Annotated in this window: 22 protein-coding genes and 1 pseudogene; 21 read left to right on the forward strand and 2 right to left on the reverse strand. The window is 57.9% G+C overall.

Annotation, left to right across the window (positions count from 1 at the left end):
- Positions 1–55: 55 nt before the first annotated feature.
- The gene (locus JNB89_RS27095; protein WP_220364240.1) at positions 56–1,135 is read left to right on the forward strand and encodes a porin; all 1,080 of its coding nucleotides are present in this window, start codon (positions 56–58) and stop codon (positions 1,133–1,135) included.
- 684 nt (positions 1,136–1,819) lie between these two features.
- Here JNB89_RS27095 and JNB89_RS27100 read toward each other — a convergent pair.
- On the reverse strand, positions 1,820–2,182 hold the full coding sequence (locus JNB89_RS27100; RefSeq protein ID WP_220364241.1) for a hypothetical protein: 363 nt from the start codon (positions 2,180–2,182) through the stop codon (positions 1,820–1,822).
- Between the two features lie 244 nt (positions 2,183–2,426).
- Here JNB89_RS27100 and JNB89_RS27105 point away from each other — a divergent pair, with 244 nt between their 5' ends.
- Positions 2,427–2,861 carry a YybH family protein gene (locus JNB89_RS27105; protein WP_220364242.1) on the forward strand — a complete coding sequence of 145 codons (435 nt, stop codon included), beginning with the start codon at positions 2,427–2,429 and terminating at the stop codon, positions 2,859–2,861.
- A 780-nt stretch (positions 2,862–3,641) separates the two neighbouring features.
- Positions 3,642–4,946: a tyrosine-type recombinase/integrase gene (locus tag JNB89_RS27110; protein WP_220364243.1), complete on the forward strand. Its 1,305-nt coding sequence runs from the start codon at positions 3,642–3,644 to the stop codon at positions 4,944–4,946.
- 544 nt (positions 4,947–5,490) lie between these two features.
- On the opposite strand, the gene JNB89_RS27115 is transcribed toward JNB89_RS27110, so the two are convergent.
- On the reverse strand, positions 5,491–6,150 hold the full coding sequence (locus tag JNB89_RS27115) for a TetR/AcrR family transcriptional regulator (RefSeq protein ID WP_220364244.1): 660 nt from the start codon (positions 6,148–6,150) through the stop codon (positions 5,491–5,493).
- A 773-nt stretch (positions 6,151–6,923) separates the two neighbouring features.
- On the opposite strand from JNB89_RS27115, the gene JNB89_RS27120 reads away from it, so the two are divergent.
- From JNB89_RS27120 to JNB89_RS27205, 18 genes and pseudogenes are all read left to right on the forward strand, one after another.
- Positions 6,924–8,192: a cytochrome P450 family protein gene (locus tag JNB89_RS27120; protein ID WP_220364245.1), complete on the forward strand. Its 1,269-nt coding sequence runs from the start codon at positions 6,924–6,926 to the stop codon at positions 8,190–8,192.
- A gap of 2 nt (positions 8,193–8,194) precedes the next feature.
- Positions 8,195–9,616 (forward strand): aldehyde dehydrogenase family protein, encoded by a 1,422-nt coding sequence (locus tag JNB89_RS27125; RefSeq protein ID WP_220364246.1) that lies wholly within the window; start codon positions 8,195–8,197, stop codon positions 9,614–9,616.
- Positions 9,613–10,725, forward strand: coding sequence for an alcohol dehydrogenase catalytic domain-containing protein (locus JNB89_RS27130; protein ID WP_220364247.1), 1,113 nt, complete (start codon positions 9,613–9,615; stop codon positions 10,723–10,725). The genes JNB89_RS27125 and JNB89_RS27130 overlap by 4 nt, the downstream gene beginning before the upstream one ends.
- Positions 10,726–10,745: 20 nt before the next feature.
- Positions 10,746–11,708 carry a PDR/VanB family oxidoreductase gene (locus JNB89_RS27135; protein WP_220364248.1) on the forward strand — a complete coding sequence of 321 codons (963 nt, stop codon included), beginning with the start codon at positions 10,746–10,748 and terminating at the stop codon, positions 11,706–11,708.
- 344 nt (positions 11,709–12,052) lie between these two features.
- On the forward strand, positions 12,053–13,282 hold the full coding sequence (locus JNB89_RS27140) for a dienelactone hydrolase family protein (protein WP_220364249.1): 1,230 nt from the start codon (positions 12,053–12,055) through the stop codon (positions 13,280–13,282).
- A gap of 63 nt (positions 13,283–13,345) precedes the next feature.
- Positions 13,346–14,122, forward strand: a complete 777-nt coding sequence (locus tag JNB89_RS27145) for an SDR family oxidoreductase (RefSeq protein ID WP_220364250.1) — start codon at positions 13,346–13,348, stop codon at positions 14,120–14,122.
- Positions 14,123–14,170: 48 nt separating this feature from the next.
- Positions 14,171–15,412 (forward strand): styrene monooxygenase/indole monooxygenase family protein, encoded by a 1,242-nt coding sequence (locus tag JNB89_RS27150; RefSeq protein ID WP_220364251.1) that lies wholly within the window; start codon positions 14,171–14,173, stop codon positions 15,410–15,412.
- Between the two features lies 1 nt (position 15,413).
- Positions 15,414–15,908, forward strand: coding sequence for a flavin reductase family protein (locus tag JNB89_RS27155; protein WP_220364252.1), 495 nt, complete (start codon positions 15,414–15,416; stop codon positions 15,906–15,908).
- A 404-nt stretch (positions 15,909–16,312) separates the two neighbouring features.
- On the forward strand, positions 16,313–17,221 hold the full coding sequence (locus JNB89_RS27160; RefSeq protein WP_220364278.1) for an SDR family oxidoreductase: 909 nt from the start codon (positions 16,313–16,315) through the stop codon (positions 17,219–17,221).
- Between the two features lie 10 nt (positions 17,222–17,231).
- Positions 17,232–18,095 (forward strand): MaoC/PaaZ C-terminal domain-containing protein, encoded by an 864-nt coding sequence (locus JNB89_RS27165; RefSeq protein ID WP_220364253.1) that lies wholly within the window; start codon positions 17,232–17,234, stop codon positions 18,093–18,095.
- Positions 18,092–18,508 (forward strand): Zn-ribbon domain-containing OB-fold protein, encoded by a 417-nt coding sequence (locus JNB89_RS27170; protein ID WP_220364254.1) that lies wholly within the window; start codon positions 18,092–18,094, stop codon positions 18,506–18,508. The genes JNB89_RS27165 and JNB89_RS27170 overlap by 4 nt, the downstream gene beginning before the upstream one ends.
- Positions 18,505–19,656: a thiolase C-terminal domain-containing protein gene (locus JNB89_RS27175; protein ID WP_220364255.1), complete on the forward strand. Its 1,152-nt coding sequence runs from the start codon at positions 18,505–18,507 to the stop codon at positions 19,654–19,656. The genes JNB89_RS27170 and JNB89_RS27175 overlap by 4 nt, the downstream gene beginning before the upstream one ends.
- Positions 19,657–19,658: 2 nt before the next feature.
- Entirely contained in the window at positions 19,659–21,209 is a 1,551-nt protein-coding gene (locus JNB89_RS27180) for an AMP-binding protein (protein WP_346656232.1), read from the forward strand.
- Positions 21,210–21,361: 152 nt separating this feature from the next.
- Entirely contained in the window at positions 21,362–22,255 is an 894-nt protein-coding gene (locus tag JNB89_RS27185) for a SphA family protein (protein ID WP_220364257.1), read from the forward strand.
- Positions 22,256–22,314: 59 nt separating this feature from the next.
- Positions 22,315–23,400 (forward strand): porin, encoded by a 1,086-nt coding sequence (locus JNB89_RS27190; RefSeq protein WP_220364258.1) that lies wholly within the window; start codon positions 22,315–22,317, stop codon positions 23,398–23,400.
- A 453-nt stretch (positions 23,401–23,853) separates the two neighbouring features.
- Positions 23,854–25,167: an MFS transporter gene (locus JNB89_RS27195; RefSeq protein ID WP_220364279.1), complete on the forward strand. Its 1,314-nt coding sequence runs from the start codon at positions 23,854–23,856 to the stop codon at positions 25,165–25,167.
- 109 nt (positions 25,168–25,276) lie between these two features.
- A pseudogene (locus JNB89_RS27200) lies at positions 25,277–25,765 on the forward strand (IS66 family transposase); the annotation flags it as partial.
- A 170-nt stretch (positions 25,766–25,935) separates the two neighbouring features.
- Entirely contained in the window at positions 25,936–26,751 is an 816-nt protein-coding gene (locus JNB89_RS27205) for a helix-turn-helix domain-containing protein (protein WP_220364259.1), read from the forward strand.
- Positions 26,752–26,853 lie beyond the last annotated feature (102 nt).

Genomic DNA, 26,853 nt, shown 5'->3' on the forward strand with positions numbered 1-26,853 from the left:
GCGTAAAAGCGGCCTTGATAATCATAATTAGATATCCTACGTTTGGAGACAAAATATGCGTTTAACACTTACGGCAGTTGCAGCGTCGGCGCTCGTGCTTAGTCAAACAGCGACCGCTCAAAGCACAGTTACGCTGTACGGCATTGTTGACACGGGCGTGCAGTACTATAACAACGCTGCAGCCGGTGGTTCTGTAGTAGGGATGCCATCGCTGACGGGCGCAGTTCCGTCCCGCTTCGGATTTCGCGGGGTTGAAGATCTAGGAGGCGGCTATAAGGCTTTCTTCAATCTCGAATCAGGGTTCGCGGTAAGCACAGGGCAATTGAACAACGGCGGACGCCTGTTCGGGCGTCTGGCCAACGTAGGGCTCGCCACGGAGCGCAACACGGTTACGCTCGGTAGGCAGCTCAACATGACCTACTACACGATCATATCGGCCGACGTAATCGGTCCTGCGATCCATTCGATTGCTAGCTTCGATCCGTACATTCCTAACGCACGTAGTGACAACGCGGTCGGCTATCAAGGACGTTTCGGTGGTTTCAACGTTGGGGCGACCTACAGCTTCGGGCGCGACGCCGCTGGTCCCGCAGGCCCGGCCGCAACCAACTGCGCAGGCCAGTTAGCAGGAGACTTCGTCGCCTGCCGTCAATACACTGCGATGCTGTCTTACCAGACCACGGAGTTCGGGGTGGCGACGTCATACGATGTGATGAGAGGCGGTCCCAATGCATCGGCACCATTGAGTTCGAGCGCCTTTACAGACACGCGAAATCTTGTCGATGCCTTTGCGATGGTGGGGCCAGTAAAGGTCGCGGGCGGTTGGTTGCGTAGAAATACCGCCGCCGCGGTTCACGCACAGTCCGATATCTTCTTCCTCGGTTTTGAATATTTCATTAGGCCCGATCTGATCGAGGACGTACAAGCGCTACGGTACATCAACCGAGGCGTGGCAAACGCCAACTTGTTTGTATCACGCACGACATATCTGCTTTCTAAACGCACATCGGCCTATATGTCATTGGGCTACATCATGAACAGCGATAAGGGCAACGCGCCTGTCGCGGCACTCGGAACCGTTCGGACCGGGGCGAACCAGTTCGGCGCGATGCTCGGCCTTCAGCAAAAGTTCTAGCCGGGGAACCGCACGCTGCACAATTCGTTGCGCATCACACCAACGGCGATCTTTTCTTAGGCCTCGCGAGGGCCTTTCAGCCGACGACGACCATCGTCGGCTTTTTACGTCGCATGATCCGACTGCCGTACGAATGACCGTTCCGGTCTGCGACCTGCCACTAGCCTCGCACGCGGTCGACCGGCAGCCATGGGTCGGCTGCGGGCATTGACGGGTGACGCTCGCACTTAAACCCCGGCGCCCACTAAGGCAATTTAACCCTCGGCTGCCCACCCAGTCTCACGATTTCCGTTTTTCGGGTCTTACGAAATGCGTCCCAGTCTCACTCCGACTCCCTGCACTTCTGCAGGGAGACGGGAATTAGTGAGACTCGCTTTCTCATAAAATCAATCACATAACCACCAATTCTCGCGACTGATCGGCGCGCACCAGATTGGATTCGTGAGACTGGCCGGGTTTTTTCCCGGATTGGTGAGACTGCCGGGATGGGGAAGCGCCTCAGGTTGCATGCAGCCGCTTGCGGCCTTGCGAGGTTCGCGAGCTGCAGCGCCTGATGATCGGTCGTCGCAACTGGTGTTGACCGCGCCAGGGTTTAGCATGAAGAACATCGTCCGCTCACGGTCAACGAAGGGTGCGTCGCCGGCTCGCGATATCGGTAGGTGCCGAAATGGTTGATCGTTGCGCTCATGCTAGGATTTCCCCAACAAAGGGGGAAAAGCGATGGCAGTGCACGCTATAACGGCGGTTCGGATGGACGGGGATTCGCAAAGGGTCACACACGTGCTTTGGGGGCAGGTGTCCGTCAGCGGAGAGCAATTTGAGGTCGCTCCGCACGCATCGCCTGTAATCGAAGTGGTGGATGCACTGGCTAAGGGCGACACCGTCGTAACAGTCTTTCCGCTGGATGGACAGCGTGTCGCTGGTCCAGAGGTCCGACGCGTCGTCGACGAGGCCGGACTCGAAGGCATCGAAATGGTGGTCGCTGATTCCGATGCGGGCCGAACGCTCGCGGACCTGCCACGGCTTGATCACGAATAGAGCGCTCATCGGGTCGGCTCTATCGGGCGGAGTTTAGCTATCGACACCCACGAACCGACGCAGAGAACTTGCCGCAAGCTGCGCTCGTCGGCATCGTCTGAACACGCGAGTGGGCTTGTCGTGCGTACCCCATCAGGCAGTGATCAGCCATGAGCCGACATTCGTTGGTAGGGCTGAATTTGTTTTTGGCCCCCGAGACAGCAACCGCGCGATGCGGACGATGGGCACAATATAGACACTTGTGAGAAACCACATGATTCAAATGAGACAACCCGAAGACGCGCCTTACGCGTTTCAGGCTGCTTGGAACAGCCATGACATGGATGGCCTCAGAGTATTGTTCCATGAAGACGCGACATTCGTGAACCGGTTCGGGCACTACGTACGTGGCGTCGAGGCAATTATCAAGCTGCATGCACCTATCCATGCAACCATCTATAGCGATTCCACGCTCGAGAACGAGCTGATCGATAGTGTTGCTATCTGCGACGATGCAGTGGTCATGCACTTCTGGAGCCGCCTCGCGGTCGGTGCGGCACACCCTGCGGGGCCGCACGCTGTCGACACGCTGATCCAAGCCGTTCTGACGCGGCGGGTTGAGGCCTGGCGAATCAAGGCGCTCGAGAACGTCACGCTGACCAATCCTCGCGCGGGAGAAGCTGTCCTGAGAAACAGCCTGGATTCCTGATCGAGCCGCAAAACCCTTCCGCGACCGACACGATCATAGTCGGCGGTTGTCCGCTTGCGGGCGGATCGTATGTCCGATATGGGTCGAGGCCGTGTGAAAACGCGCGCTGAATGTGGTCTCCTGAAAAATCGACCCGCAGATCGCGCTGTATTGGCTTGGTTGTGGCTTGGGAAGGGTAAAGCGACACCCGAAAACCGAGTACTTCCGCGTTTTCACACGGCCTCGGCCGATTACGGACGGCCGATCGGGCGCCTGTCGCGAAACTTCTATCGTTCGCGAGAATGACGTCTCAGACGGTTTCGTACTCACGGGCGGCAGCGGAGCGTCGACGCACAAGCACGAAAACGGACGCGAGGCTTGTGAAGCTACACGCATATCGACAGGCGGCAAAGTCAGCCGCGCTCGACCTTATGTGCACGAACCTCACCTGCGCGCTCGGAGGCGGTTATCGAGTTTCTGGCGAATCGTGAATGCAGCGCGTCGTCTCGCTAACGCCGTTGATACTCCGAGCGCGGGCATCTAATGGACGCTACTGGAATATGCTGGAGTGGGAGTAAATTAGGATCCTCTGCAGTGGTCTGCAGAGGTCTATAAGCTCCTCGATTTCCCCCACGGAATCAAAGGTTTATTGTCTTTTTTGGTCCGCCAGCGTCCGACGACAGCGGCGCGTGATCAACGGTACCGGCGACGGTATAGCATCTTTCTCTGCAGACGATCCAACTTGATACCGTCACCGGGCGTGACGGTATCAAGCGACGGTATCAGTTCACGGAGTATTGCATGCTTACGGACCTCGAGTTGCGGGCGCTCAAGCCGACCGGCAGTATCTATAAAGTGGCCGACCAACGTGGCCTGTATGTGGCGGTTACGTCGTCTGGCGTAGTTAGCTTCCGTTTTGACTATCGCCTGAATGGGCGTCGCGAGACGTTGGTCATAGGTCGCTACGATCCGCGGCTGCCTGCCCGCGGAACGCGTGATGCCGAGGAACTGAACTTCGGTATGTCACTGAGTCTTGCGGAAGCGAGGCTTTTGCTCGAGCGGGCCCGTCGGGAAGTCGAGCAAGGCATTAGTCCTTCGAGGGCCAAAGTCGACAAACGGCTGGAAGCAGCTGAGGCGCTCACGTTCGGCAAGTGGGCCGAGAAGTATTTCTCGGAAGCCCCGCTGGCAGAGTCGACCCGTGCAATGAGGAAGTCCGTCTACGACCGGAATCTCGCGGCGGAATTCGGGCGACTGAAGCTCGAAGAAATCACCCCCTCTCGACTCATAGCGAGATGCGAGAAGATCAAGGAAAGAGGCGCGGCCGCTCCCGCCGTCCAGGCGCGCGACATTGTGCTGCAGGTATACCGTTTCGTGCAGGCGAGAGGGCTAAAGGTGGCTAATCCGGCAGCAGACATCCGGCCATCTGCGATTGCCAAGTTCAAGTCGCGCGACCGCGCACTGACTCCCGCAGAGATTCACGTGTTCTTCAAGGCGCTGGAGCGGACGCCCACCCTGCCCACACTGCGTCTGGCGATTAAGTTCATGCTGCTCACAATGGTGCGCAAGTCTGAGTTTATCCACGCTAGATGGGAGGAAGTAGACTTCAATGCGGCGACGTGGACGATCCCCAAAGACAGAATGAAGGCTGGCCGCCCGCACAACGTCTACCTGAGCCAGCAGGCACTGGATATCCTGGTTGCCTTCAAGACGTGCTTCGGAGCAAGTTCATATCTTCATCCCGGTCGTTACGAGACGGAGCTGCCTATAAGTGCAGCGACCCTCAATCGCGTGATCGACAGCACGGTCAAGCTTATTCGCAGCAGCGAAGCAGAAGACTTCGAGTCTTTCACGGTACATGATCTACGGAGAACGGCCAGCACACAGCTGCACGAAGCGGGTTTCAATAGCGATTGGATAGAAAAATGTCTGGCGCATGAACAGCGCGGTGTACGGGCCGTGTATAACAAGGCCGAGTATGCGGAGCAGAGGAGGACGATGCTTCAGGCATGGGCGGACATGCTCGACGGATGGGTAGCGAAGGACCCTGCGGTCAATGGTGCTGTTCACCTGCGTCCTGCTGGACATGACTCGGCGCTGATCGACTAGAAGCCTGCGTGCGTCTCCGGCGGAGCCACGCGTTATTCTGCCCAGCAGGGCACGGACATACCGTCGCAGAGGGGGGCGCAGGAGCATCGCCGGAGCAGGTTTTTCTACACATTTGATCATTCAGACACGCTAATAAGCATGCCCGCTGGCACGGGGATCGCTTTTTGTTTTAAGTTGAGCGGCAACGACCAAGATCACTGCCAGTTCTATTGGCGGGTATTTTAATTAGGATCAGCAAATTTTTATTGAGTAATGGTTCGAAGCCTAGGAGAAGGCTCGAATTTAATGGCTTTATGGGATTTGCCTTGCGCATTTGTTTCCAATGCACTCACTTATGTGCGCATCTGTGCTTGCCTAGAAAAAAGCCTGTCACCTGTCGTACCCACGCGACACTACTGCGTGCTAGAACCACGAACCCGTGGCGTGGCAGCAGGAGGACATTTGGGGAGATCGTTAGCGGGGTGTTACGGTTAGGAACTCCAATCTTGCGACGTAGCTTCCCGGGGGAGTGCGCTGCTAGCGCCGCCGATCACTCTGACCGACACTACTGAGGGGCTTTACTCAACGCTTTCCAGACAGCCTTCGACGCGACCTGAAACGAGCGCCAATCGAGTGTGTCGTCTCCACACCGACGTATGAAAACGAGCAGCCCAAACAGGTGCGAAACGATTAAGCCCGCACGCAACACGCATTCGCCAGAAACAAGCAAGGGGTTCAGCTTCGCGATCAACCCCGCGAATATATCAATGAGTTCGGCCTGGTCGTCAGCCATCACTTTTTGGACGAAAGGCTCGTGCTCGGCGAGACTCCAGCAGTGAAGGATGAACGCGCCCGCATATCGCTCGGGGCCTGTTAGCAAGTCGAATATGTGATCGATGATCCGCTCGAATCGCTCGTCAGGTGATCGGGTGTTGTCTTTCGCCATTTCCCGGTATGAGCCGATATGGCGTCGAGCCATTTCCGCGATGGCGGATTTGAGCAACTCCTCGCGCGTGCCGAAGTAGTGCTGGAGCGTGCTTAGCCGAATGCCTGCGTCGCTTGCGATGCGGCGCTGCGTGAATCCTACGTAGCCTTCGTCGGCAAACACGCGAATCGCGGCCTCCAGGATTTCGGGAATGCGTGTCCTGCGATTTCCTCGACGTTTGGGCTCGTGTGACGGACTAACCCCGCGAATCTCTTCCGATGTGATTTTTAGATCTTTCATTGCATGCGTTCCACCTTGGGGCGACGACCGTCGGTGGATCAATTATAGGTCAGTTGAACCCAATGGTGGGTAGGTATGTTGACCTACTGCGGTTCGCTGGGGTCACCCCTGTGTCGTCGCCACTGCAGATGAAAACGGCCAGTTTCGTGTTCATTTCCCGTCCATAATCAGTGTTTACACCTACTTAGGCGAGTTTGCATGTTGGTCATGAGACTACTAATATTTGGTCATAGGACCAATAAATGTGTCAGTGTGAGTGACGCTTGGTGTGGAGGCGCGGAACCTCCGGGTCCAGTGGGGGATATCCCAAGCGGGCCGCGGCAGGAGGCTGAAATGAGTGCGAATCGACATTCGTTACGTTGGCTCGTCGATAAATGGTTTGCCGATGCGTGCCGAGATGACCTACGGCTGGTGCGATCGCGGCGGGAACAGGCAACTCCCGGCCGATGTGTTTGCGTCGAGGCCATGCGCGCCAGCGGTGTGTTGAAGATCTTCTTCTTCCGCTATGAGGACGGCACGTGGAGTGTCGTTCCACCCCCCGCGATAAAGCGGCTGACCTTCGCACTGCACTGAGGGGGATGCTATGAACGAGCTTGCGTAAGGGAGGCGCACGTGCCGCAACAAGTGACTCTGCGATGTCCGCAATGCGGACATCGCATCCGACGGAGGGCGGCCGCTACGGCCGCTGCCTATCATAGAAGAAGACCCGCCGTATTCTCGCCGTCTTGTGCGGAGGCCGGCTTTCCTTTGCAACGCAGCCGAGCAGAGCAATCATGAAAATATCGAACGACTCCCGAGGCGAGATCATCGATCTCCCTCCGCTTCCCACGATGCTTGATCCGTTTCCCGAGTACGCCAAGCTGGCGCAGCGGGGCGCTGTGGTCCGAGTCAGAAATCCCGTCGGAACGGAGATCTACCTGATCACGCGTTGGGCAGAGGCGATCGAGGCCCTTAACAATCCTCTAGTCGCGAAAGGTTCTGAGCACCTTCAGAAAGCACTCGCTGCCCAACGACTCAGCGGGCCGAGCGCAGGCACGCCGATCGCGGGCTCTCTGGCCGGGAACCTGCTCAATACCGATCCACCTGATCACACGCGCCTGCGTTCGCTGGTCATGCTCGCGTTCACGCCCCGGCGCCTGGAGCAGCTTCGGGCTACGGTGGAACTGTTGGTCGATCGTCTGATCGACCAGATGCGCGGCGGCTCCGAGGCGGATCTGATCGCTGACTTTGCCTACCCGATTGGTATCACGACCATCTGCGCGATGCTCGGTGTACCCGAGGGCGACAGGTCGGACTTTCGCCAGTGGGCCGAGTGGGCTATGACCCCCGGCCATAAGGAGCAGGAGCGCTGCATGGAGCTACTGCGGAATTACCTTGCCACTCTGATCGAATCCAAGCGCAGTGCGTTGGAGGAAGGCGCAAATCCAGATGCGCAGCCCGATCTGCTGAGTGCCATGATCGCGGCGCGCAACGCATCAAACGCACTGACGATGGAGGAGTTGCAAAGCATGTCGTATCTGCTGCTCATCGCCGGCCACGAAACTACGGTGGGATTGATCGGAAATGCGCTCTTGCACCTCATGCTGAATCCGGGACAACAGGAGCTTCTTGCGCAGGATCCGACGTTGATCAAGAACGCAATCGAGGAGACGCTGCGCTACGACGGCTCGGTGCCGTACACAACATTCCGAGCAACGACAGCGGACGTGAAGATCGGTGACACCATCATTCCCGATGGGAGTTTTGTGCAGGTCGTACTGCCCGCGTTGAACCGCGATCCGGCGAAATTCGAAGATCCGAATGTTTTCGACATCCGCCGCAAGATCAAGCAGCACATGGCCTTTGGGCATGGGACGCACTTTTGTCTTGGGTCCCACCTCGCCCGTCTGGAGGCGCAGACCGCGGTGGGACGGTTCATGCAGGTCTTTCCCAATGTCGAACTCAACTGCAACCCCGAGGACATTCCCTGGCTCGGCACGGTAATTCGCGGCGCACGGTCCCTTCCGGTGCGGCTCAACGGCAAGGCATCCAAGGAAAGTTGAGTATGGATCGTCAATTCAATATCAGCGGGGGACACCGCGCTGCCGGTGGAGACTGGTACGCGGTCGAGAATCCTGCATTTCTCACGCCCATCGCTGAAGCGCCGCTCACCGCGCCTCAAGCGCTCGATGATGCCGTCGCCTCAGCGTCAGCCGCTCTTGGTTCTTGGGCTAAGGATCCCATGGGGCGTCGCAATGCCCTGAAAGGATGTGCCGCGCTTCTGGCCTCCAATTTGGAGGACCTTGCCGTCTTGCTCAGTCGGGAGCAGGGAAAGCCGCTGCCGGCGGCCAAGCGCGAGATTCTTTCAGCCAAGAGCTATCTGGAGTACTTCGCTGATAAGACCGTACACCAAGAGGTCATTCTGCGCGATACGAACCGGACGGTGGTTGCGCTGAGTTCGCCGGTCGGCGTCGTTGGGCTCATTGTGCCTTGGAATTTCCCTTTGGTGCTCCTGATGATGAAGCTCGCGCCGGCGCTGTGGGCGGGGAACACAGTGGTGGTCAAGCCTGCGCCGACGACGCCGCTGACAACGTTGGCCGTCGCGAGTCTGTTCGCCGCGTGCTTGCCACCGGGTGTACTGAACACCGTGACCGGTGGTGCCGATGTAGGAGCATCGCTAGTGAGCCACGAAGGTGTGGCGAAGATCTCGTTCACCGGCTCGACGCCGACCGGAAAGAAGATCATGGAGAGCGCGGCGCAAACGCTAAAGCGGTTGACGCTTGAACTGGGGGGGAATGATGCGGCAGTCGTCCTTCAGGATGCGGATCTCGAAACATCCGCGCCGTTGCTGTTTGAACGCGCGTTTATGAACGCCGGCCAAGTGTGCTGCGCAGTCAAGCGCCTGTTCGTACACCGCTCGCTTTATGAGCCTCTCGTGGAAAAGATGGTCGCGATCGCGAAGCACTGGCGCGTCGGTCCAGGTCTGAACGAGGGTGTTCAGATGGGGCCACTAAACAACCGTCAGCAGTTTGAGCACGTCAAGGGGCTGCTAGACGACGCAGTGGCAGGAGGGGGGCGAATCGTCGCGGGAGGGGATACCCCACCGGATTGGCCAGGACACTTTATTAGACCGGCCATCGTTGTAGATATCACGGACAGCAGGCGGCTTGTGAGGGAAGAACAGTTCGGGCCGGCGTTGCCGATCCTGCCCTTCGACGATGAAGACGAGGCGATCGCCCGGGCGAATGCGTCGGAGTTTGGTCTTGGTGGATCCGTATGGTCCCGCGACATCGAGCGCGCTACGGCACTGGTCAGCCGCCTCGAAGCTGTCAATCTTTTTGTGAACCAGCATGCGACGCCGCCAGAGCCCGCAATCCCTTTTGGGGGCATGAAGTCGAGCGGATTCGGGTATGAGTTTGGCGATTGGGGGCTCGACGAGTTCGTGGTGCGCAAAGTGTTGCATAGCCCCGTGGGAGGGATGGCATGAGCAGAGTGATGAGGGCGGCCATTCTCGAAGGCGCAGGTCAGCCTCTGCGCATTGTTCATGACGCAGAAATCGACGACCCGCGTGCTGGAGAAGTGTTGGTAAGAATCACCCACTGCGGTGTTTGTAATACAGATCTCGCCCTCGCAGACGGGAAGGTTGGATACCCAGTGCCGGCGGTGCTGGGTCACGAGGCAGCCGGCACGGTCGCGGCCCTTGGCGCGGGCGTGACTGATCTGGTCGAGGGTCAGCGGGTCGTGGTTTCGATGCGGCCGGCATGTGGAACCTGCTACTTCTGCGTGCGCAACCAGCCTGTTCTGTGCATAGCAGCTGAGAGTCCTTCGCGCACCGCGGGACCTACTGGCGACGATGTTCGCGTCCGCTATCGCGGAGTCCCTGTGGCCCGGGGGCTTCGTTTGGGCGCGTTCGCCGAATACGTATTGGTGGAACGCAGCGGCGTCGTTCTGATTCCTGACTCGATTTCGTCAGCCCATGCCGCGACGATGGGCTGCGCAGTGCAGACAGGCATGGGTTCCGTCGCGAACGTAGCCGCGGTGCCGGAGGGTGCCACTGCCGCCGTCGTCGGGCTCGGTGCAGTGGGATTGTCGACGATTCAGGCACTGCGGATTGCAAAGGCAGCACTCGTGGTGGGCCTGGACTTCAATGCCGACCGGCGCGGTCATGCTCAAAAGCTGGGGGCGCACGCGACGTTTGACAGTTCAGCGGAGGGGTTTCAAGAGCCATGTCGGGCGTTGACTGGCGGCATGGGCTTTGATTTCGTGTTTGACGGCGTCTGCAGCCCAGATACTTTGAAGCTGAGCGCTGCTCTTGTACGCAAGGGCGGGGCGATCGTCATGATCGGTGTTGCCAAACCAACGGAGCCAGTGGCGATCGGTGCGCTGGATGTAGTGTTGCGGCAACTGCAGATCAAGGGATCCTACCTCGGCAATTGCCACGCGCAGCGAGACCTTCCGCGCTACTTTGATCTTTGCTGCCAGCAGGCGCTGAATCTGAGCAGCCTGGTCACAAAAATAAGGCCGTTGGAAGAAGTCAACGAAGCGCTTCAGGACCTGCGCGACGGCGTTGGCATTCGGACGGTGCTGACCATCTGATGCGGAAGGGGAGAAAACTGATGACTCAACTGAAAGTGCGGGTGACTAGCAAGGCGCGAGAAGCAGAGGGGATCTGCAGCCTTGAACTCGAGGCGAGTGACGGCGAGGCATTGCCACCCTTTCGCGCTGGAGCTCATGTCGATCTCTACTTGCCGGGCGGCCTGATCCGTCAGTACTCGCTATTCGGATCCCCATCCGACCAGCGGCGCTACCGGGTCGCGGTGTTGCTCGAAGCCAATTCGCGTGGGGGATCTCGAACGGTTCACGAAAACGTCAACGAGGGCGATGTCCTGACCATTTCGCAGCCCCGCAACCTCTTTCCGCTTGTTCCTTCGGAGAGGACCATCCTAATTGCAGGTGGCATTGGCATTACCCCCTTGATGTGTATGGCCGAGGAATTGACTCTCGAGGGTCGAGCATACGAACTGCATTACTGCGTTCGTACCGCCGATCGGGCAGCTTTTCTCGATCGCCTCGGCTCGCCCCCGTTTGCTGGGAATGTTCACGTTCATTTTGACGACGTATCCGGATCTCAAGGTCCTCTCGATCTGGATACGCTCCTCGCGCGCCCCAGCGGCGATGTTCACCTCTATGTGTGCGGGCCCAGCGGCTTTATTGACGCAGTAGTCGAGACCGCGAAGTGCCAGGGATGGTCCAGCGACAACGTTCACCTTGAGCATTTTGCTGCACCGGCGACGACGCAGAAGGAAGGGGATCATGCCTTCGAGGTGCGCATTGCAAGCACAGGGCAGGTCTTAGTCGTTCCAAGAGAAGAGTCTGTGGCACAGGTTCTGGCAAAGAATGGGATCGATGTGCCGGTCTCCTGCGAGCAAGGTGTATGCGGCACCTGCGTTACAGGAATACTTGAAGGTGAACCCGACCATCGGGACCTTTGCCTTACGGAGGCTGAGCAAGCAGCCAATGATCGGTTCACGGCATGTTGCTCCCGCGCGCGTGGATCCCTCCTTGTCTTGGACCTCTAGGGCATCCATGCCCGGTGTCGGATACCAATCTGTCCGCACCTCGAACATGTATGGGTGCGCTACGGAAGAAGCTAGACAGCCGACGTATTCTTAATTACCGCGCCGTCGCAGACTCTTGAGCGAGTGCAATCGACCCGTCGCCGAAAGCGACATCAAAGAGACCGTCACGTCGCACTCAAAGTTCATCGCCGCCTCAGTGGGCAATACCGTTGACGCTGCGGTGGTACCGGCTCATTACCTAGGGCGGTGGAACCAGCGGGGGCGGACCCATGTTGACATCAACGACGGGACGTTGCGAGACCGCGAATTCCATCGTTCCCAACAACACGAAGGAGAGACAGGCCATGGGCCAGACCATTCAAATCAAATGTGCAGATGGCAGCTTCAGCGGGTACCTTGCTACACCGGCCTCCGGCAAGGGACCGGGGCTGGTCGTGTGTCAGGAGATTTTTGGCGTCAACGCGAACATGCGCCGCGTCGCGGACTACTACGCGGAGGAAGGCTATACGGTGCTGGTGCCCGACCTTTACTGGCGCCTGGCTCCTGGTATCGAGCTGGAAGACCATGGAGAGGATATGCAGCGCGCGTTCGGCCTTTGTCAGCAGTTTGACCAGGCCAAAGGTGTGGAGGACATCGGAGCAGCGATCGCCGCATTGCGCGAGCGTCCCGAATTTGTTGGTCAGGTCGGCGTGCTGGGCTTCTGCTTGGGTGGCAAGCTGGCTTACTTGGCAGCCTGCAGGCTTGACGGGGTGGCCTGTGCGGTTGGCTACTACGGGGTGGGTATAGAGCAAGCGCTTGGCGAGGCCGCCAATCTTAACGGGCGACTGGTGCTGCATATCGCCGAGAAAGATGGCTTCTGTCCGCCCGAGGCGCAGGCCGCAATCCGCGAGGGACTCGGTGGCAGGGAGAACGTTGAGTTGTACGTCTACCAAGGGGTCGACCACGCTTTCGCCCGTATCGGTGGTGCCCACTTCGACAAGTCCGCGGCCTTGATCGCTCTGCAGCGCTCGATTGCCGCGCTGCGTCGAGAGATCGGCCCACATTACAACCTCTCTGCGCTGTGGGACAAGCACTGCGAGCACGAATTTATTACTCGCGATGTGGACGCCACCATGGCCACCATGGTCGCCGAGCCTTATGTCAACCATATCCCGACGATGACCGGCGGCGTGGGCTACCGGCACCTGAAGCGCTTCTATCAGCACCACTTCGTGCATGGTAACCCGCCCGACATGAGCAGTATCCCAATCTCGCGCACTGTCGGTGCGACCCAGGTGATCGATGAGAGTCTGCTCTGCTTCACTCACACCACGGAGATTGACTGGATGCTGCCGGGTGTCAAACCCACCGGCAAGCGCGTGGAAATTCCGCTGGTGGCCATCGTCAACTTCCGCGGCGACAAGCTTTACCACGAGCACATCTACTGGGACCAGGCCAGCGTGCTGGTGCAGATCGGCCTTCTCGATCCGAAAGGCCTGCCGGTGGCGGGGGTGGAGACAGCACGCAAGCTTCTGGACGAGACGTTGCCATCCAACACGTTGATTGCACGCTGGCAGGAAAGCGAAGGCAAGTAGGCGGCGTGTCATTCACGCTCGCGTGGTGATTGACGTAGTAAGCACCAAGAAATAGGAGGCATCATGAAAGGACTGCAGGACAAGGTTGCCATCGTCACCGGCGGCGCAACCCTGATGGGGGCCGACGTGGCCCGCGCATTCGTGGCGGCCGGCGGCAGCGTGGCGATCCTCGACATCGACGCGACCGGCGGCGAGCGAATGGCTACCGAACTGGGCGAGAAGGCGCTCTACATCGCCACGGACATCACAAAGGATGATCAGGTTAGCGCTGCTGTGGCTCAGGTCGCGAGCCGCTTCGGCGGGGTGGACTTCCTGGTGAACCTGGCTTGCACATATCTGGATGATGGCTTCAAGTCATCCCGCGCCGACTGGCTGACAGCGCTCGACGTCAATGTCGTATCGGGCGTCGCGCTGGCGCAGGCAGTGCATCCGCACATGAAGGCTCGCGGTGGCGGTGCAATCGTCAATTTCACCAGTATCTCTGCGGGGGTCGCGCAAAAAGGGCGCTGGCTCTATCCGGTTTCCAAGGCAGCAATTGCGCAACTCACGCGCAATATGGCGATGGATCTCGCCCCCGACCGCATCCGCGTGAACTCTGTCTCCCCTGGCTGGACCTGGAGCAGGTTGATGAATGAAGTCAGCGGCGGAAATCGATCTCAAATCGACAACTTGGCCGCGCCATTTCACCTGATGGGCCGAGTCGCAGACCCCGACGAAGTCGCACAAGTGGTGCTATTCCTGTGTTCCGACCACGCAAGCTTCGTCACCGGCGCGGACTATGCCGTCGATGGTGGCTACTCGGCGATGGGTCCCGAGCAGAGCCTTTCCCTTAAGGGCTAATCGGCACCGTGACGAGCGGCCGCTGCCTATTTTCTTGGAAAACAAATCATGAGCCAACGCATTGCAATCGTCGGAGCCGGTCAGTCCGGCCTGCAAATGGCCCTTGCCCTGCAGGCGAAGGGCTATCAAGTGACCCTGCTGACCAATCGCACAGGCGAACAGATCCGCGCCGGCAAGGTCCTATCCAGCCAGGGTATGTTCAACAGCGCGTTGCAGATCGAGCGCGACCTCGGCCTGAACATGTGGGATGACACCTGTCCGCCGGTCGAAGGTATCGGTTTGAACGTGCTTCATCCTGAACAGCCCGGCACGAAGGTGATCGAGTGGATAACTCGCCCGGAATACCCGGGGCAGGCGGTGGATCAACGCCTTAAGATGCCCGTCTGGATGGAGACGTTCACCCAGCGTGGCGGCGATCTTCGCATTGTGGACGTAGGCGTTGCTGAGCTGGAAGAGCTCACGCAAAGTCACGACCTGGTGTTGCTGGCTGCAGGCAAAGGGGAGATCGTCAGCCGCTTTGAACGCGACGCCGCGCGCAGCCCCTTTACTGTTCCGCAGCGCTCACTGGCGCTCACCTATGTCACGGGCATGACCCCGCGCAAGCCCTTCGCGGCAACCATCTTCAACGTAATTCCTGGAGTTGGGGAGTACTTTAGTTTTCCAGCTCTGACCTTGTCCGGTCCATGCGAGATCATGATCTTCGAAGGCCTACCGGGCGGTCCGATGGATCGCTGGGCAGAGGCTCGCACGCCGGAGCAACACTTGGCTGAGAGTCTGCGCATCGTACGAACGTACCTGCCCTGGGAGGCGGAGCGTTGCGAACACGTTGAATTGACCGATGACAATGGCGTTCTTTCGGGCCGCTTTGCTCCAACCGTGCGCAAGCCTGTGATGACGTTGCCTTCGGGGCGCCAAGTGTTCGGCATGGCGGACGCGGTAGTAGTCAACGACCCACTTACCGGCCAGGGCTCAAATAGTGCTGCTAAGTGCGCAAAGATCTATCTGGACGCTATCCTCGAGCGGGGCGACCGGCCTTTCGATACGGCATGGATGGAAGCCACCTTTGCCCGCTATTGGGACTACGCTCAGTACGTCGTCAACTGGACCAACTCGATGCTGCAGCCGCCTCAGCCTCACATTATGCAGTTGCTTGATGCTGCAAGCCGCTCGTCCTCGCTGGCTTCTCGCATCGTCAGTGGCTTCGATAATCCTCCCGATCTCTTCCCGTGGTGGTCGGACGCGCAAGCCTGCCAACAACTCATCGAGCAATATACTGTTAAGGCAGCTTGACATGAGCTTTGAACCGCAAACCGCCCCCGATCCGCAGGCGCTGCGCCGGGTGTGCGGACGCTACGCCACAGGCGTGGCAGTGATCGGCGCTTGCGGGCCGGAGGGCAGAGCAGTCGGCCTGACAGTCAATTCGTTTGCTTCGCTGTCCTTGAGCCCTCCGCTGATCCTTTGGAGCCTCGCGCTAAAGTCACCCAATGCGGCGTTATTCGCGCCGGGGCAGCGCTTTGGCGTGAGCATTCTTCGCGCCGCACATGGCGAGCTGGCGCGCCATTTTGCCCGGCCACTGCCCGACAAATTCGCGAGCGTGCCGCACCGCCGATGCGAGCGTGGTGTCCCCTACATCGAAGAGGCGTTAGCGACCCTAGCCTGCCGGGTCGAGCGTGCCGATCCAGTTGGCGACCATTTGCTGATTGTCGGAGAGGTGGAGGGGCTGGCCGCCAGCGAGGGCGAACCATTGGTGTTCTATGGCGGTGATTTCATTCGTACGTCTGCCTGAGCGCAGATCGTCTCACGACGTCAGGCAATGAGCTGAGTCCTTGCGTTCTATTTTGAGGCGCACGGCGTTGCCTGAATGATGGTCCATCTGCACATCGGTGCATCGTTTCGCGCAGAGCGTGTTCGTGCCGCCAACCAACGGTTCAGGCCAAATTTCTTCCAAACAATCGCGCTGCATTTCCAGTGGCGATGGACGGCACGCTGTCTTGATGAAAGATAGCGTTCCATTACGACTGACATGTAATTCGTATTGCTGATTAATACGTCTACGTGAAACGGAGATCTGATTTGTCCGCACGTTGAACACTTCATGCGCTTTTCCCCGGGTGGGGAAACGTCCGACGTACTCTTGATCATCAATCTATCCCAGCATTCAACTCCAAGTGACGTAACGCTATGAACAAAATTCTGGATGGCAAAGTTGTCGTGGTCACAGGCGCGGGCCAAGGCATCGGTCGTGCGATCGCGATGCAGGCCGCAGCCGCGGGTGCCAGTGTCGTCGTCGCGGACATCGCGGTCGCCAAGCTCGGAGACGGCAGCACTCGGCCGATCGCCGACAGCGTCGTCGACGAAATCGCCGCGCTCGGCGGAAAGGCCATTGCCGCCTCCGAGGACATTTCCGATGCCCCCGCGGCTGCGCAAATCATCACGAGAGCGATCGATACCTATGGGCGGATCGATTGCGTCGTCAACAACGCCGGGATTCTGCGGGACCGGATGTTTTACAACATGGATGACGCGGAGTGGGATGCGGTCGTCAAGGTCCATTTATACGGGTACTACAACGTATCGCGCGCGGCTGCCCCGCATTTTAAGGAACAGAGCTCTGGCAGCTTCATTCACTTCAGTTCATCGTCCGCCATTATCGGCAACATCGGCCAAGCGAACTACGCCGCGGCGAAGATGGGGGTCGTCGGCTTGTCTACAAGCATTGCTTTGGACATGGCTCGCTTCAATGTGAGGTCGAATGTCATCGCTCCATGGGCCTGGAGCCAGTTGCTCGAGAGCGTTCCGATTCGCTCCGAAGAGCAGCGCGAGCGGATGCGCAAAATGAAAGAGACGATGAGACCCGAACAGATTGCACCGCTGAGCGTGTTTCTCGCAAGCGATAGCGCCGCATCCATCACGGGTCAGATCTTCGGCGCTCGGGGCAACGAAGTCTATTTGTTCAGCCAGCCAAGAATCATCCGGTCCGTGCACAAGTCAGACGGTTGGGATGCGGAGAGCCTGGCTGCCACGATGCTGCCGTCCTTCCGCAACGACTTTGTGCCTGTTCAATCGCATCGCGATGTGGTCGGGTGGGATCCCATCTGAGGGCGGCGAGATGCTCAATCTGGAAAGAATCAGGAGCCTGCCGGACGTTGAGATTGCACTCGACTATACGAACAAGGATGTCGTTCTTTATGCGCTTAGCATCGGAATGGGGCAGGCAGAAACCGAACTGAAGTACGTCTTTGACGAGAAGCTGGTATGCACGCCGATGTTCGCGATGATTTTGGCGCATCACCTGCCTTGGCTGCGACAAGCCGATACCGGTATTGATGTCAGAAAGATGCTGCACGGCGAGAGCAGCCTGATCATTCATCGGCCGTTGCCGGCGGTAGGGCGAGTGAATGTCAAAGGGCGTATCGCCGGTGTACTCGATCGCGGCCCCGGCAAGAGTGTGTCCATCTTCTTCGAACAACGTGTACTCGAGCCCGGGACGGACAGTCATCTGGCCACTGTGGGTGGTTGCTTTGTATTCCCGGGTGCTGGTGTGGTAGCCAGCGCAACCGGGACTCGAGGGAGCTCCGGGACAACGAAGGTCCCTGATGGGGCTGCGGACGTAGAGACCGTGGACCACATTCCGACCAATGCGGCGCAGCTGTACCGCCTCAATGGTGATCGCAACACCCTCCACGTGGATCCCGAGGTCGCTCGCCGGGCGGGATTCGACAGCCCCATTTTGCACGGCCTTTGTACGTTCGGCTATGCGGGTGCCGCGGCCATTCGTGCGCTGTGCGATCTTGACGAGCAACGGGTACAGCAGATTCAGGTCCGATACTCGACTCCTATCTACCCCGGCGAGCGGTTGCGAACCCAGTTTTATCGCATTGGCACCGATGAGTATGCCTTCCGCTGCATTGCCGTCGAGCGGGATGTCATCGTGCTGGATGCGGGACACCTTGTATTGCGGAGCGCGAAATGAGCGAAACCACCAGTCGGCTGCTGCCGCGGCCGACACCAGAAACGGCGCACTTCTGGGAAGGCACCCGGCGCAAAGAGCTGCTGCTGCAGCGCTGCGTCGAGTGCGAGCATATCTACTTCCCGCCCCGCCCGTTTTGTCCTTGCTGCAGTTCCCAGAATGTAGCGCCCCATGCTGCAAGTGGCTTGGCATCCCTGCTGAGCTATGTCATCAGCGCCAAACCCGCGCCAGGCATCGAGGCCCCATATTCCATCGCCGTTGTCGAGCTCGAGGAGGGACCCACGATGATGACCAACGTCATCAATTGTCCGCAAACGCCAGAGCACCTGGTTCTCGATATGCCTTTGAGAGTGTCGTTCGTCGTCCAGAACGACGAGATCACTCTACCCTTCTTTGAGCCCCGGGACGCCGAATGAAGCCAAGGATAGCAATTGTCGGTGCGTCCGAGACGGCGCACTTGGGTCAGATTCCTAATCAGTCGCAGATCGGATTGAGTGCTGATGCGGCCCTGCGTGCTCTGTCAGACGCGGGCTTGACGGCACGGGATATAGATGGCATTGCCACCGCCGGTGAGTCGCCTTCGATGCTGGCGCACTACCTCGGTGTGAAATCGGCCTGGCTCGATGGCACCGCCGTGGGGGGATGCTCCTTCATGCTCCACGTGCGGCACGCCACAGCTGCGATCGCTGCGGGCCTGTGCAAGACCGTACTGGTCGTACATGCGGAGAGCGGCAGATCGCGTATCGCAAGCCCCCCCTTACCGTGGCCGCCGCCGCCCGGATCGCTACCAGGGCAGTTCGAGGCCCCCTATGGGGCCATCTCGTCCCCTACGATGTTCACTGTTCCGGTGCTGCGATATCTCAAGCGGCACGGACTGACGCGCGAAGCATTGGGCGAAGTCGTCGTCGCGCAGCGCAAGTGGGCGGCGCTGAATCCGCGTGCCTTGCACAAGGAGCCTATGAGCGTTGCCGACGTACTTGGCGCCAGGGAGATTGCCTATCCGTTCACGCTGCCGATGTGTTGCCCGCTCACCGATGGCGGAGGCGCTCTTGTGCTGGTCGCCGCCGAACGTGCTGCGGATTTCCCTAACAAGCCTGTCTACGTTTACGGGACGGGGGAAAGCGCTGAATCGCCGATGATCAGTCAGATGGCGGACCTTACGAGCTCGCGTGCTTTCCGTGACTCGGGCAAGGCGGCGTTCGAAAGCGCAGGCATTATGCACAGCGATGTCGATCACGTAATGATCTACGACGCCTTCGCCCATTTGCCACTGTACGGACTTGAGGACTTGGGCTTCTGCAAGCCAGGTGAGGCGGCTGGCTTCATTGCTGAAGGGAACACTTCTCCTGGCGGGCGTCTGCCGGTAAATACCAACGGCGGAGGTCTTTGCTATACGCACTCTGGGATGTACGGCATGTTTGCCCTGCAGGAAAGCGTTAGGCAAGTGCGAGGTACGGCACCGGCGCAGCAAGGGGAGGTGAACATCTCGGTATGCCATGGGGTAGGTGGAATGTTTGCGACTGCCGGGACCATCGTCCTTGGCAGTCAAGCCACGGGAGGTTAGTTGTGTATATCGGAACGCGAGCGCAGGAAACACCTAATAAACCTGCAATCATTAACGCGAGTACAGGCAGAGCGCTCACCTATGGACAGTTGGATGCGGAGTCCATGCGCGTCGCGCGGCTTCTTCATGCACGCGGACTTCGACGAGGAGACCGGATCGCTATTTACATGGAGAACCACCTGTCCTACATGGCGGTAATCTGGGCAGCGCTACGCTCTGGCCTGTGTGCTGTGCCGGTGAACAAATACTTCAATAGCCAGGAGATGGCCTATGTGATCAACGACTGCTCGGCCAAAGCTATCGTCACGACCATGGCGCAAGGGGAAGTCGCGGGATCAGTGAACGCTGAAATCGCCAACTGCCAGATCCGCCTTGTTGCTGACGGCGAGCTTCCGGGTTGGGAGAACTACGAAGCGGCCATCGCAGAGCACGACGCATCGCGTCTTGACGTCGAAATGATGGGCACGATCATGTCCTATACCTCCGGCACTACCGGCAAGCCAAAGGGTGTATTGCGCCCCTTGCCCGACATGCCAGCGTCTGAGCCATGGGCCGGATGGTCGGAGACCGGCGGACTTTATGGCTTCGATGCTAGTACCGTCTATCTGTCGCCGGCACCGCTTTACCACGGCGCGCCCATGCGCTTTTGCCGCGCAGTGCACATGGCTGGCGGCACGGTGGTGATGATGGAAAAGTTCGACGCGGAAATGGCGCTGCAGTTGATCGATCGTTACCGAGTGACGCACTCGCAGTGGGTGCCGACCATGTTCGCGCGCATGTTAAAGCTCGATGCGTCGGTGCGCGGTCGCTTTAACCTGTCGTCCCATCGCGTCGCTGTGCACGCCGCAGCGCCGTGCCCCATAGATGTTAAGCGCCAGATGATTGCCTGGTGGGGGCCCATCGTGCACGAATATTACGGTGGTACGGACAGTGCCGGAATTACCTCCATCAGCTGCGATGAATGGTTACGACATCGCGGGTCCGTGGGCCGTGCAGATCCGGCACGCGTGAAGGTGTGCTTGGAGGACGGCACCGAGGCGGCGATAGGGCAGGCCGGAACGGTATACCTCGTTGGAAAGCGAGGCGCACTGCCCGAGTACCTCAACGACCCCGAAAAGACCCGTGCCGCTCGTCACCCCGCGCACGACGATTGGGTGACAGGGGGTGATGTCGGTGTGGTCCGTGACGACGGTTATCTATATCTCACCGACAGGAAGGCTTTTACGATCATCTCTGGCGGCGTCAATATCTATCCGCAAGCAATCGAAGACGCATTGATCGAGCATCCGTTAGTAGGAGACGCAGCAGTGTTCGGGGTGCCGAACGAGGAGATGGGCGAGGAGGTGAAGGCTGTTGTAGAACTCGCCAATGGGGTGGTGCCGTCGGCCGCCATGGCCGATGAGCTGATTGCCTACTGCAAGAGTCGCGTCGCCCGGTACATGGTCCCTCGCTCGGTGGAGTTCGTGGACAAGCTCCCCAGAACGGCAGCGGGCAAGCTCATGAAGAAAGAACTGCGCGACCGGTATTGGGAGGGGAGAAATCTCGTCAGCTGAACTGCCCATGTACAAGAACACATGAGCACATAAAAAATTTCAGACCATCTTCTCTGTTTTGGTTGTCATCGTATCTGTCAGGCTAAGCTAGTAAGTTAGGAATCCTAACTAATACTTATTATACAAATCGCGATAGAAGGCGGAGGTGTTTCATGTTCACCAAAAAATCTCGATACCTGCTTGCGGTTGCGCTTGTGTCGTTCGGCCCCATGGCTCGCGCAACGGAAGGCGGTGGTTCTATCTATTCTCCGGGAGCGGAAAACTACACCTGTTGCGCGGTCCCCCCTCCTGGCCTCTATGGCCTTGCCTATGGCGAGTACTATACGGCGGATTCATTTCGGGGAAATGACGGCAAGGAGGTTCCGATACCCGGATTCGGTGTCCGGGCGACGGTTTTGGTTCCAAGGGTGGTTTGGATACCAAAGCAGCAGTTGCTCGGCGGCTCGATGGCGTTCCACGCATTGTTGCCGCTTGTCAATTTAAACGTCAAAGCCGCGGGCGCTAGCCAAACCAAAACGGGCATCGGCGACGCAACCGTGGGAGCGGCGCTGGGCTGGCATCTTAGCCCAAACCTTCATACGTTGATCGGCATCGATGCCTTTATTCCCACTGGTTCATATAACAAAAACGACCTAGCCAATATCGGACGCAACTATTGGGCGACTCAAGCTATCGTCGGCCTCTCTTACATTAATCCGCGAGGGTTCAATGGCGATCTCAAGATCATGTACACGTTCAACTCGATTAATCGGGATACGAATTACAGATCGGGGCAGGAATTGATTATTGACTACACGGCAGGCTATGCAGTGGGTCATGGATGGATACTCGGAGTGGGCGGGTACCTTTATCAACAGACGACCGATGACAGACAAGGCGGAAACGTTGTGCTAAACAACCGAGGTAGGGCTTTGGCCATCGGGCCATCAATTAAGTACGATAGCGGCAAGGGTTGGTTTGCAACGCTGAAGTACGAATTTGAAACTGATGTCAGGAATCGGACAGAAGGTCGCGCCCTCTGGTTGAAGGCCGTCGTTCCATTCTAATTCTGAGTGGTGCCGAGGTGCAGCGACGAATAAAAAAACATTACCTTAGGTAACCTGATATGTCAGCAGTTTCATTCCGCACTCGCATCCCGTGCCTGGCAGGCGCGCTGCTGGGCACTGTCGTGATGTCTGCGCACGCGCAAAGCAGCGTGACACTGTATGGCATTGTGGATGCGGGACTTCTTTTCACGAGTAGGTCGGTCGATCGGTCCACTGGACAGAACACCGGCCATCAGCTGCAGATGATCTCTGGCGGGATGACGCCGTCGCTGTTTGGACTTCAGGGTACAGAGGATCTCGGCGGCGGCATGAAGACGATCTTCACGGTGGAAAGCGGCATCGATATCTCAAGCGGCGGACTTACCGATTCAAATGGCAACTTCTTCGGCCGCCAAGCTTGGGTTGGGATTTCAAGCGACTACGGTACGGTCAAGGCCGGTGTACAGCGTTCGCCGTTTGTCGATTCGCTGATTTCCACTGACGCGCGAAGCGTCTCCTATTTTGGCAGCGCGGTGCCGATCTATGTCGGCGGCTTGGCCGCGACCGGGGTCTACACTTCGAACTCGATTTCATTTTCGAGCCCGGTAATCGCGGGATTCCAAGGTAGCGCGATGCTCGCGCTCGGTGGCGCGGCTGGTGACTTCCAGGCCGGTCGCCAGTATTCGGCTAGCATCAACTACATGTATGGCCAGCTTCTCATCACCGCGGCTATGTACAGCGGCAACGCCGGAGGCACCGCCGCATCGACGCCGATCCCGAGCGTTGTGCCGTTTTCAGGCCGCACGATTGGTGCCAGCTATCAATATGAAAAGCTCACGGTTAAGGCCGTGTACTTTAATCTCAAGATCGCGGGATCGTTTGACAAGCGCGTATGCAGTGGCGGCCTGAGGTATCAATTCACGCCGTTCGTGGATGCAGACGCGGGGGTCTGGTACGCCAGCGACGGAAACGACAAGGCTAACCATTCGATCCTTGCTGCAGCGGGATTGACATACAACCTGTCGAAGGCGACGTTGCTGTATTCGCAGGCCGGCTACGTGAACAATCACGGCAAGATGAATACCGGACTATCGGCCAACGGTGCCTTGTATGGCGTTACAGGCTCGACTTTCGGTGCCGCAGTGGGCATTCGCCATATCTTCTAGTCTCCCGAGGCAGGAGTTCGTGGTCAAAAGTCATGGCGGATCAAGAGCACTCAGTCTGCGTGGGGTAAATTCTGTCGCACCTTTGCGGTCAGGACCGTTGCACTAGGTACGTTGAAGGAGAGGCTGATGGCTAGCGAGCAAAACTCGTTGCGTGCGATCGTTGAGGATTGGCTCGGTCCTGAGCCTGCGAAGCGTGTTCGGATTACGGAGTTCAGAAACGGACGGTCCAAAGACGAATGCTATATATGCGTCGAGACACTAAGGGCGGGTAGTCCCATTACCCTCTTTTTCTTTCGTCATCGAGACGGTGCTTGGCGCATTTTCCCACCGGATCGGGAGCGTCCGGCAATGAGAGTCAATTGAAATGCAAAAAACGTTTAAAGTGCCATGCTTTAGGATGTAAGCCTACGGACACTTTGAGTGTTAAATTTTGATAAAAAAGAGGGGCGAAAAGTGAATGCGTATTTGGCTGCTGATCAATTGTACCAATCTGATTATGACCGTCGTTTGTTTGTGAAAATTTCCCGAAGAATAGTGCTGATTTTGTTTGTTTGTTATGTTATATCGTTTCTTGATCGTATCAATATCGGATTCGCGCAGTTGCAAATGAAGCGCGATTTGGGGTTCAGTGACGCGATGTACGGCCTCGGAGCGTCGGTGTTTTATGTTGGATACGTACTCTTTGAGGTCCCCAGTAACATCTTGCTTGTGCGTTTCGGTGCACGGAAGACGTTTTCGCGAATCATGTTTTTATGGGGGCTGACGTCTGCCAGCATGGCGTTCGTTTCTCAGCCGGAGCACTTCTACGTGCTGCGCCTCTTGTTAGGTGTTTTTGAGGCCGGTTTTTTTCCGGGCATCGTTGTCTACCTCTCCTACTGGTTCCCGGGAAGCCGCCGTGCGACCGTCATGGCAGTCTTTTTTGCAGGCGTTGCCCTAGCTGGGGTACTTGGTGGTGTAGTTTCGGGATCCATAATGCATTACATGGATGGGATTATGGAATTATACGGTTGGCAGTGGATGTTTGTGCTGGAGGGCATCCCCGCTGTACTGCTCGCATTTGCCGTGCGGTTATCCTTGGTGGACAAGCCACACGATGCAAACTGGCTGACACAGGCGCAGAAGGATCGTGTAGCGGAACTTTGTGAGGCCAAACAAAGTGAAGTACAAGTGCACGGCGTTCGCGGTGTAATGCGGGCGGTGCTCAACCCGTTTATATATATGTTTTCATTTGTCTATTTCTCGCTTTCCTGTGCGGCTCTTGCGTTAAATTTTTGGATACCGTTAATAATACGAGATTTCGGAATTAATGATGTCGTGTCCATTAGTCTTTGTAGTGCCATCCCTAACGCGATTGGGGCGGTTGGCCTGCTTGTGATCGCTAATCTGTCTGATCGGACGGGAGAGAGGCGCGGATATTTCGGGTTGTGTACGACGGGCGGTGGTGCGGCGCTTTTTGCATTGACGCTTCATTCAAATAATTTTTACACGATGCTAGCGATTCTCTCTATCGCGACGCTCCTTATCTTTGCTGCACTTCCAATCTTCTGGGCAGTGTCGCCTGCCTACCTAACGGGCAGTGGAGAGGCTGTCGGCGTCGCTTTGGTCAGCAGCGTCGGCATGCTTAGTGGAATTGTGAGTCCATGGGCGATAGGACGCATTAGAACGAGCACTGGCAGTATGGACATTGCGCTCTACATCCTTTCCGGCATGCTTATGCTAAGTGGTATTGGTTTGGCAGCCATCGTCAAGAAAACGAAAAATCTATAGTCTGGGGAAACGAAGGCACCTGGTCAACGACTCGTCTCCAAGAACTGCTCGAAGGCGTTCCGCACAATGGTCGTGGCGCAAGCGAACGATCCAACTCGTTCGATCGCGAATGTCGCGCAGGAGCGCGCTCTATAAAGTCGAAGAAGTAATCAGTGGCAAACCTCCCGAGTAGCGTCGCGCCTATCACCAGTTGCGCGCCAAGCCTTCGCTCGAGCAACTTCACACGTAGCTGAGCGATAGGCTTGCCACGCTCTCGCGGAAATCGGATACGAGCCGCGCATTCCTCGATGCGCTTAACCGCTGGGGGGCGCTGACGCGCTACTGCGATGACGGGCTACCCGAGATCGATAACCTGCCGGTTGAGCGCGCCCTGCGTGGCGTGGCCATCGGCCGGCGCAATTACCTCTTCGCGGGTGCCGATTCGGGTGGCAAACGTGCCGCCGCGATCTACAGCCTGATCGGCACAGTCACGATGAACAATGTCGATTCCGAGGCATATCTGCGCTTCGTACTTGCCCGCATCGCTGATCACACCGTCAACCGCGTCGATCAGCTCATGCCATGGGTCGTGGCTGATCAACTACACAACTACAACTGATCATCGAAGGTGTACAACGACGCCTCGTCGTTGTGTGGCATTGACGATCAAAGTAGGGGTTACACCAACAAGCTGACCGTCTGGTGGACAGCAAAATTACAGCGTGATAACTTGAGATTCAGGTGGTCGAGTAACGGAACTTCCTGAGGATTCAGATTTCTCGAAGATTCGTGAAAGATGACAGTACTCGTGGAGATATGATGAGGGATGCCACTATCCGGAGCTTCCTGCGCGGCCTCGAGGTCCTGAAGGCTCTGAACACGAATAACTATCTCACGGCCCTTGAACTGAGCCGGGTGTCGTCGTTACCAAGACCGACCGTCTACAGAGTGCTAGAAACCCTTATGAAGGCGGGCTATGTCGTTCGCGATGAGGTTACCGATGTCTACAGCCTGACCGAAAAGGTTACGCATCTGTCGTGCGGATATGGGTCGAGTGCCCATGTGATAGAACTTGCGAAGCCGCTGATCAAGGAATTCAGCGAGGGCATCTGTTGGCCTTCGTACCTTCACGTAGAGGAGGGGGGGGCCATGGTGACTCGGGCAATCTTCCGCTCTCCTCGTGCGCTGGGCTATCCGCGAATCGGGAAGCGGCATTCATTGGTGGATAGTTCGCCGGGACGAGCTTATCTTGCGTCCTTGCCTGTTGATGAGCGGCAGCGTCGGATTCTTGCGTCCGTCGACGCTGCTCAGCCAGAGGGTCAGCGCGGGGATCTGAATCAGTTGAATGGCCTGATCCGCGACGTTACGTTGCTTGGCTGTGGATTTCGGGATGGCGGCATTGTTCCCAGGACCTGCTCGATCTCGTTACCGATCCACGACGGAAACGATATAGCGGCCTACTGGACCATCGTCATGATGAGTTCCGTTCTCACGGTAAACAAGGCGATCACAAACTACCTCGCCGACGCACAGGCGGTAGTGGGGAAAATTGAGCAGATGGTCGCCTCTCATGATAGTCCTTCATCCGCCGCTGAACTACATTGAGAGGATTGGGCTACATTGGCATTTGCTGCTGCCTGCGATTCCGATCGGACGTGGGCTTCCCTCTAAAAAATGTGGCCTTCCAAGGGGCGTTGGAAGGCTCGC

The sequence above is a fragment of the Paraburkholderia phenoliruptrix genome (assembly GCF_019511605.1).
GTDB lineage: Bacteria > Pseudomonadota > Gammaproteobacteria > Burkholderiales > Burkholderiaceae > Paraburkholderia > Paraburkholderia phenoliruptrix_A.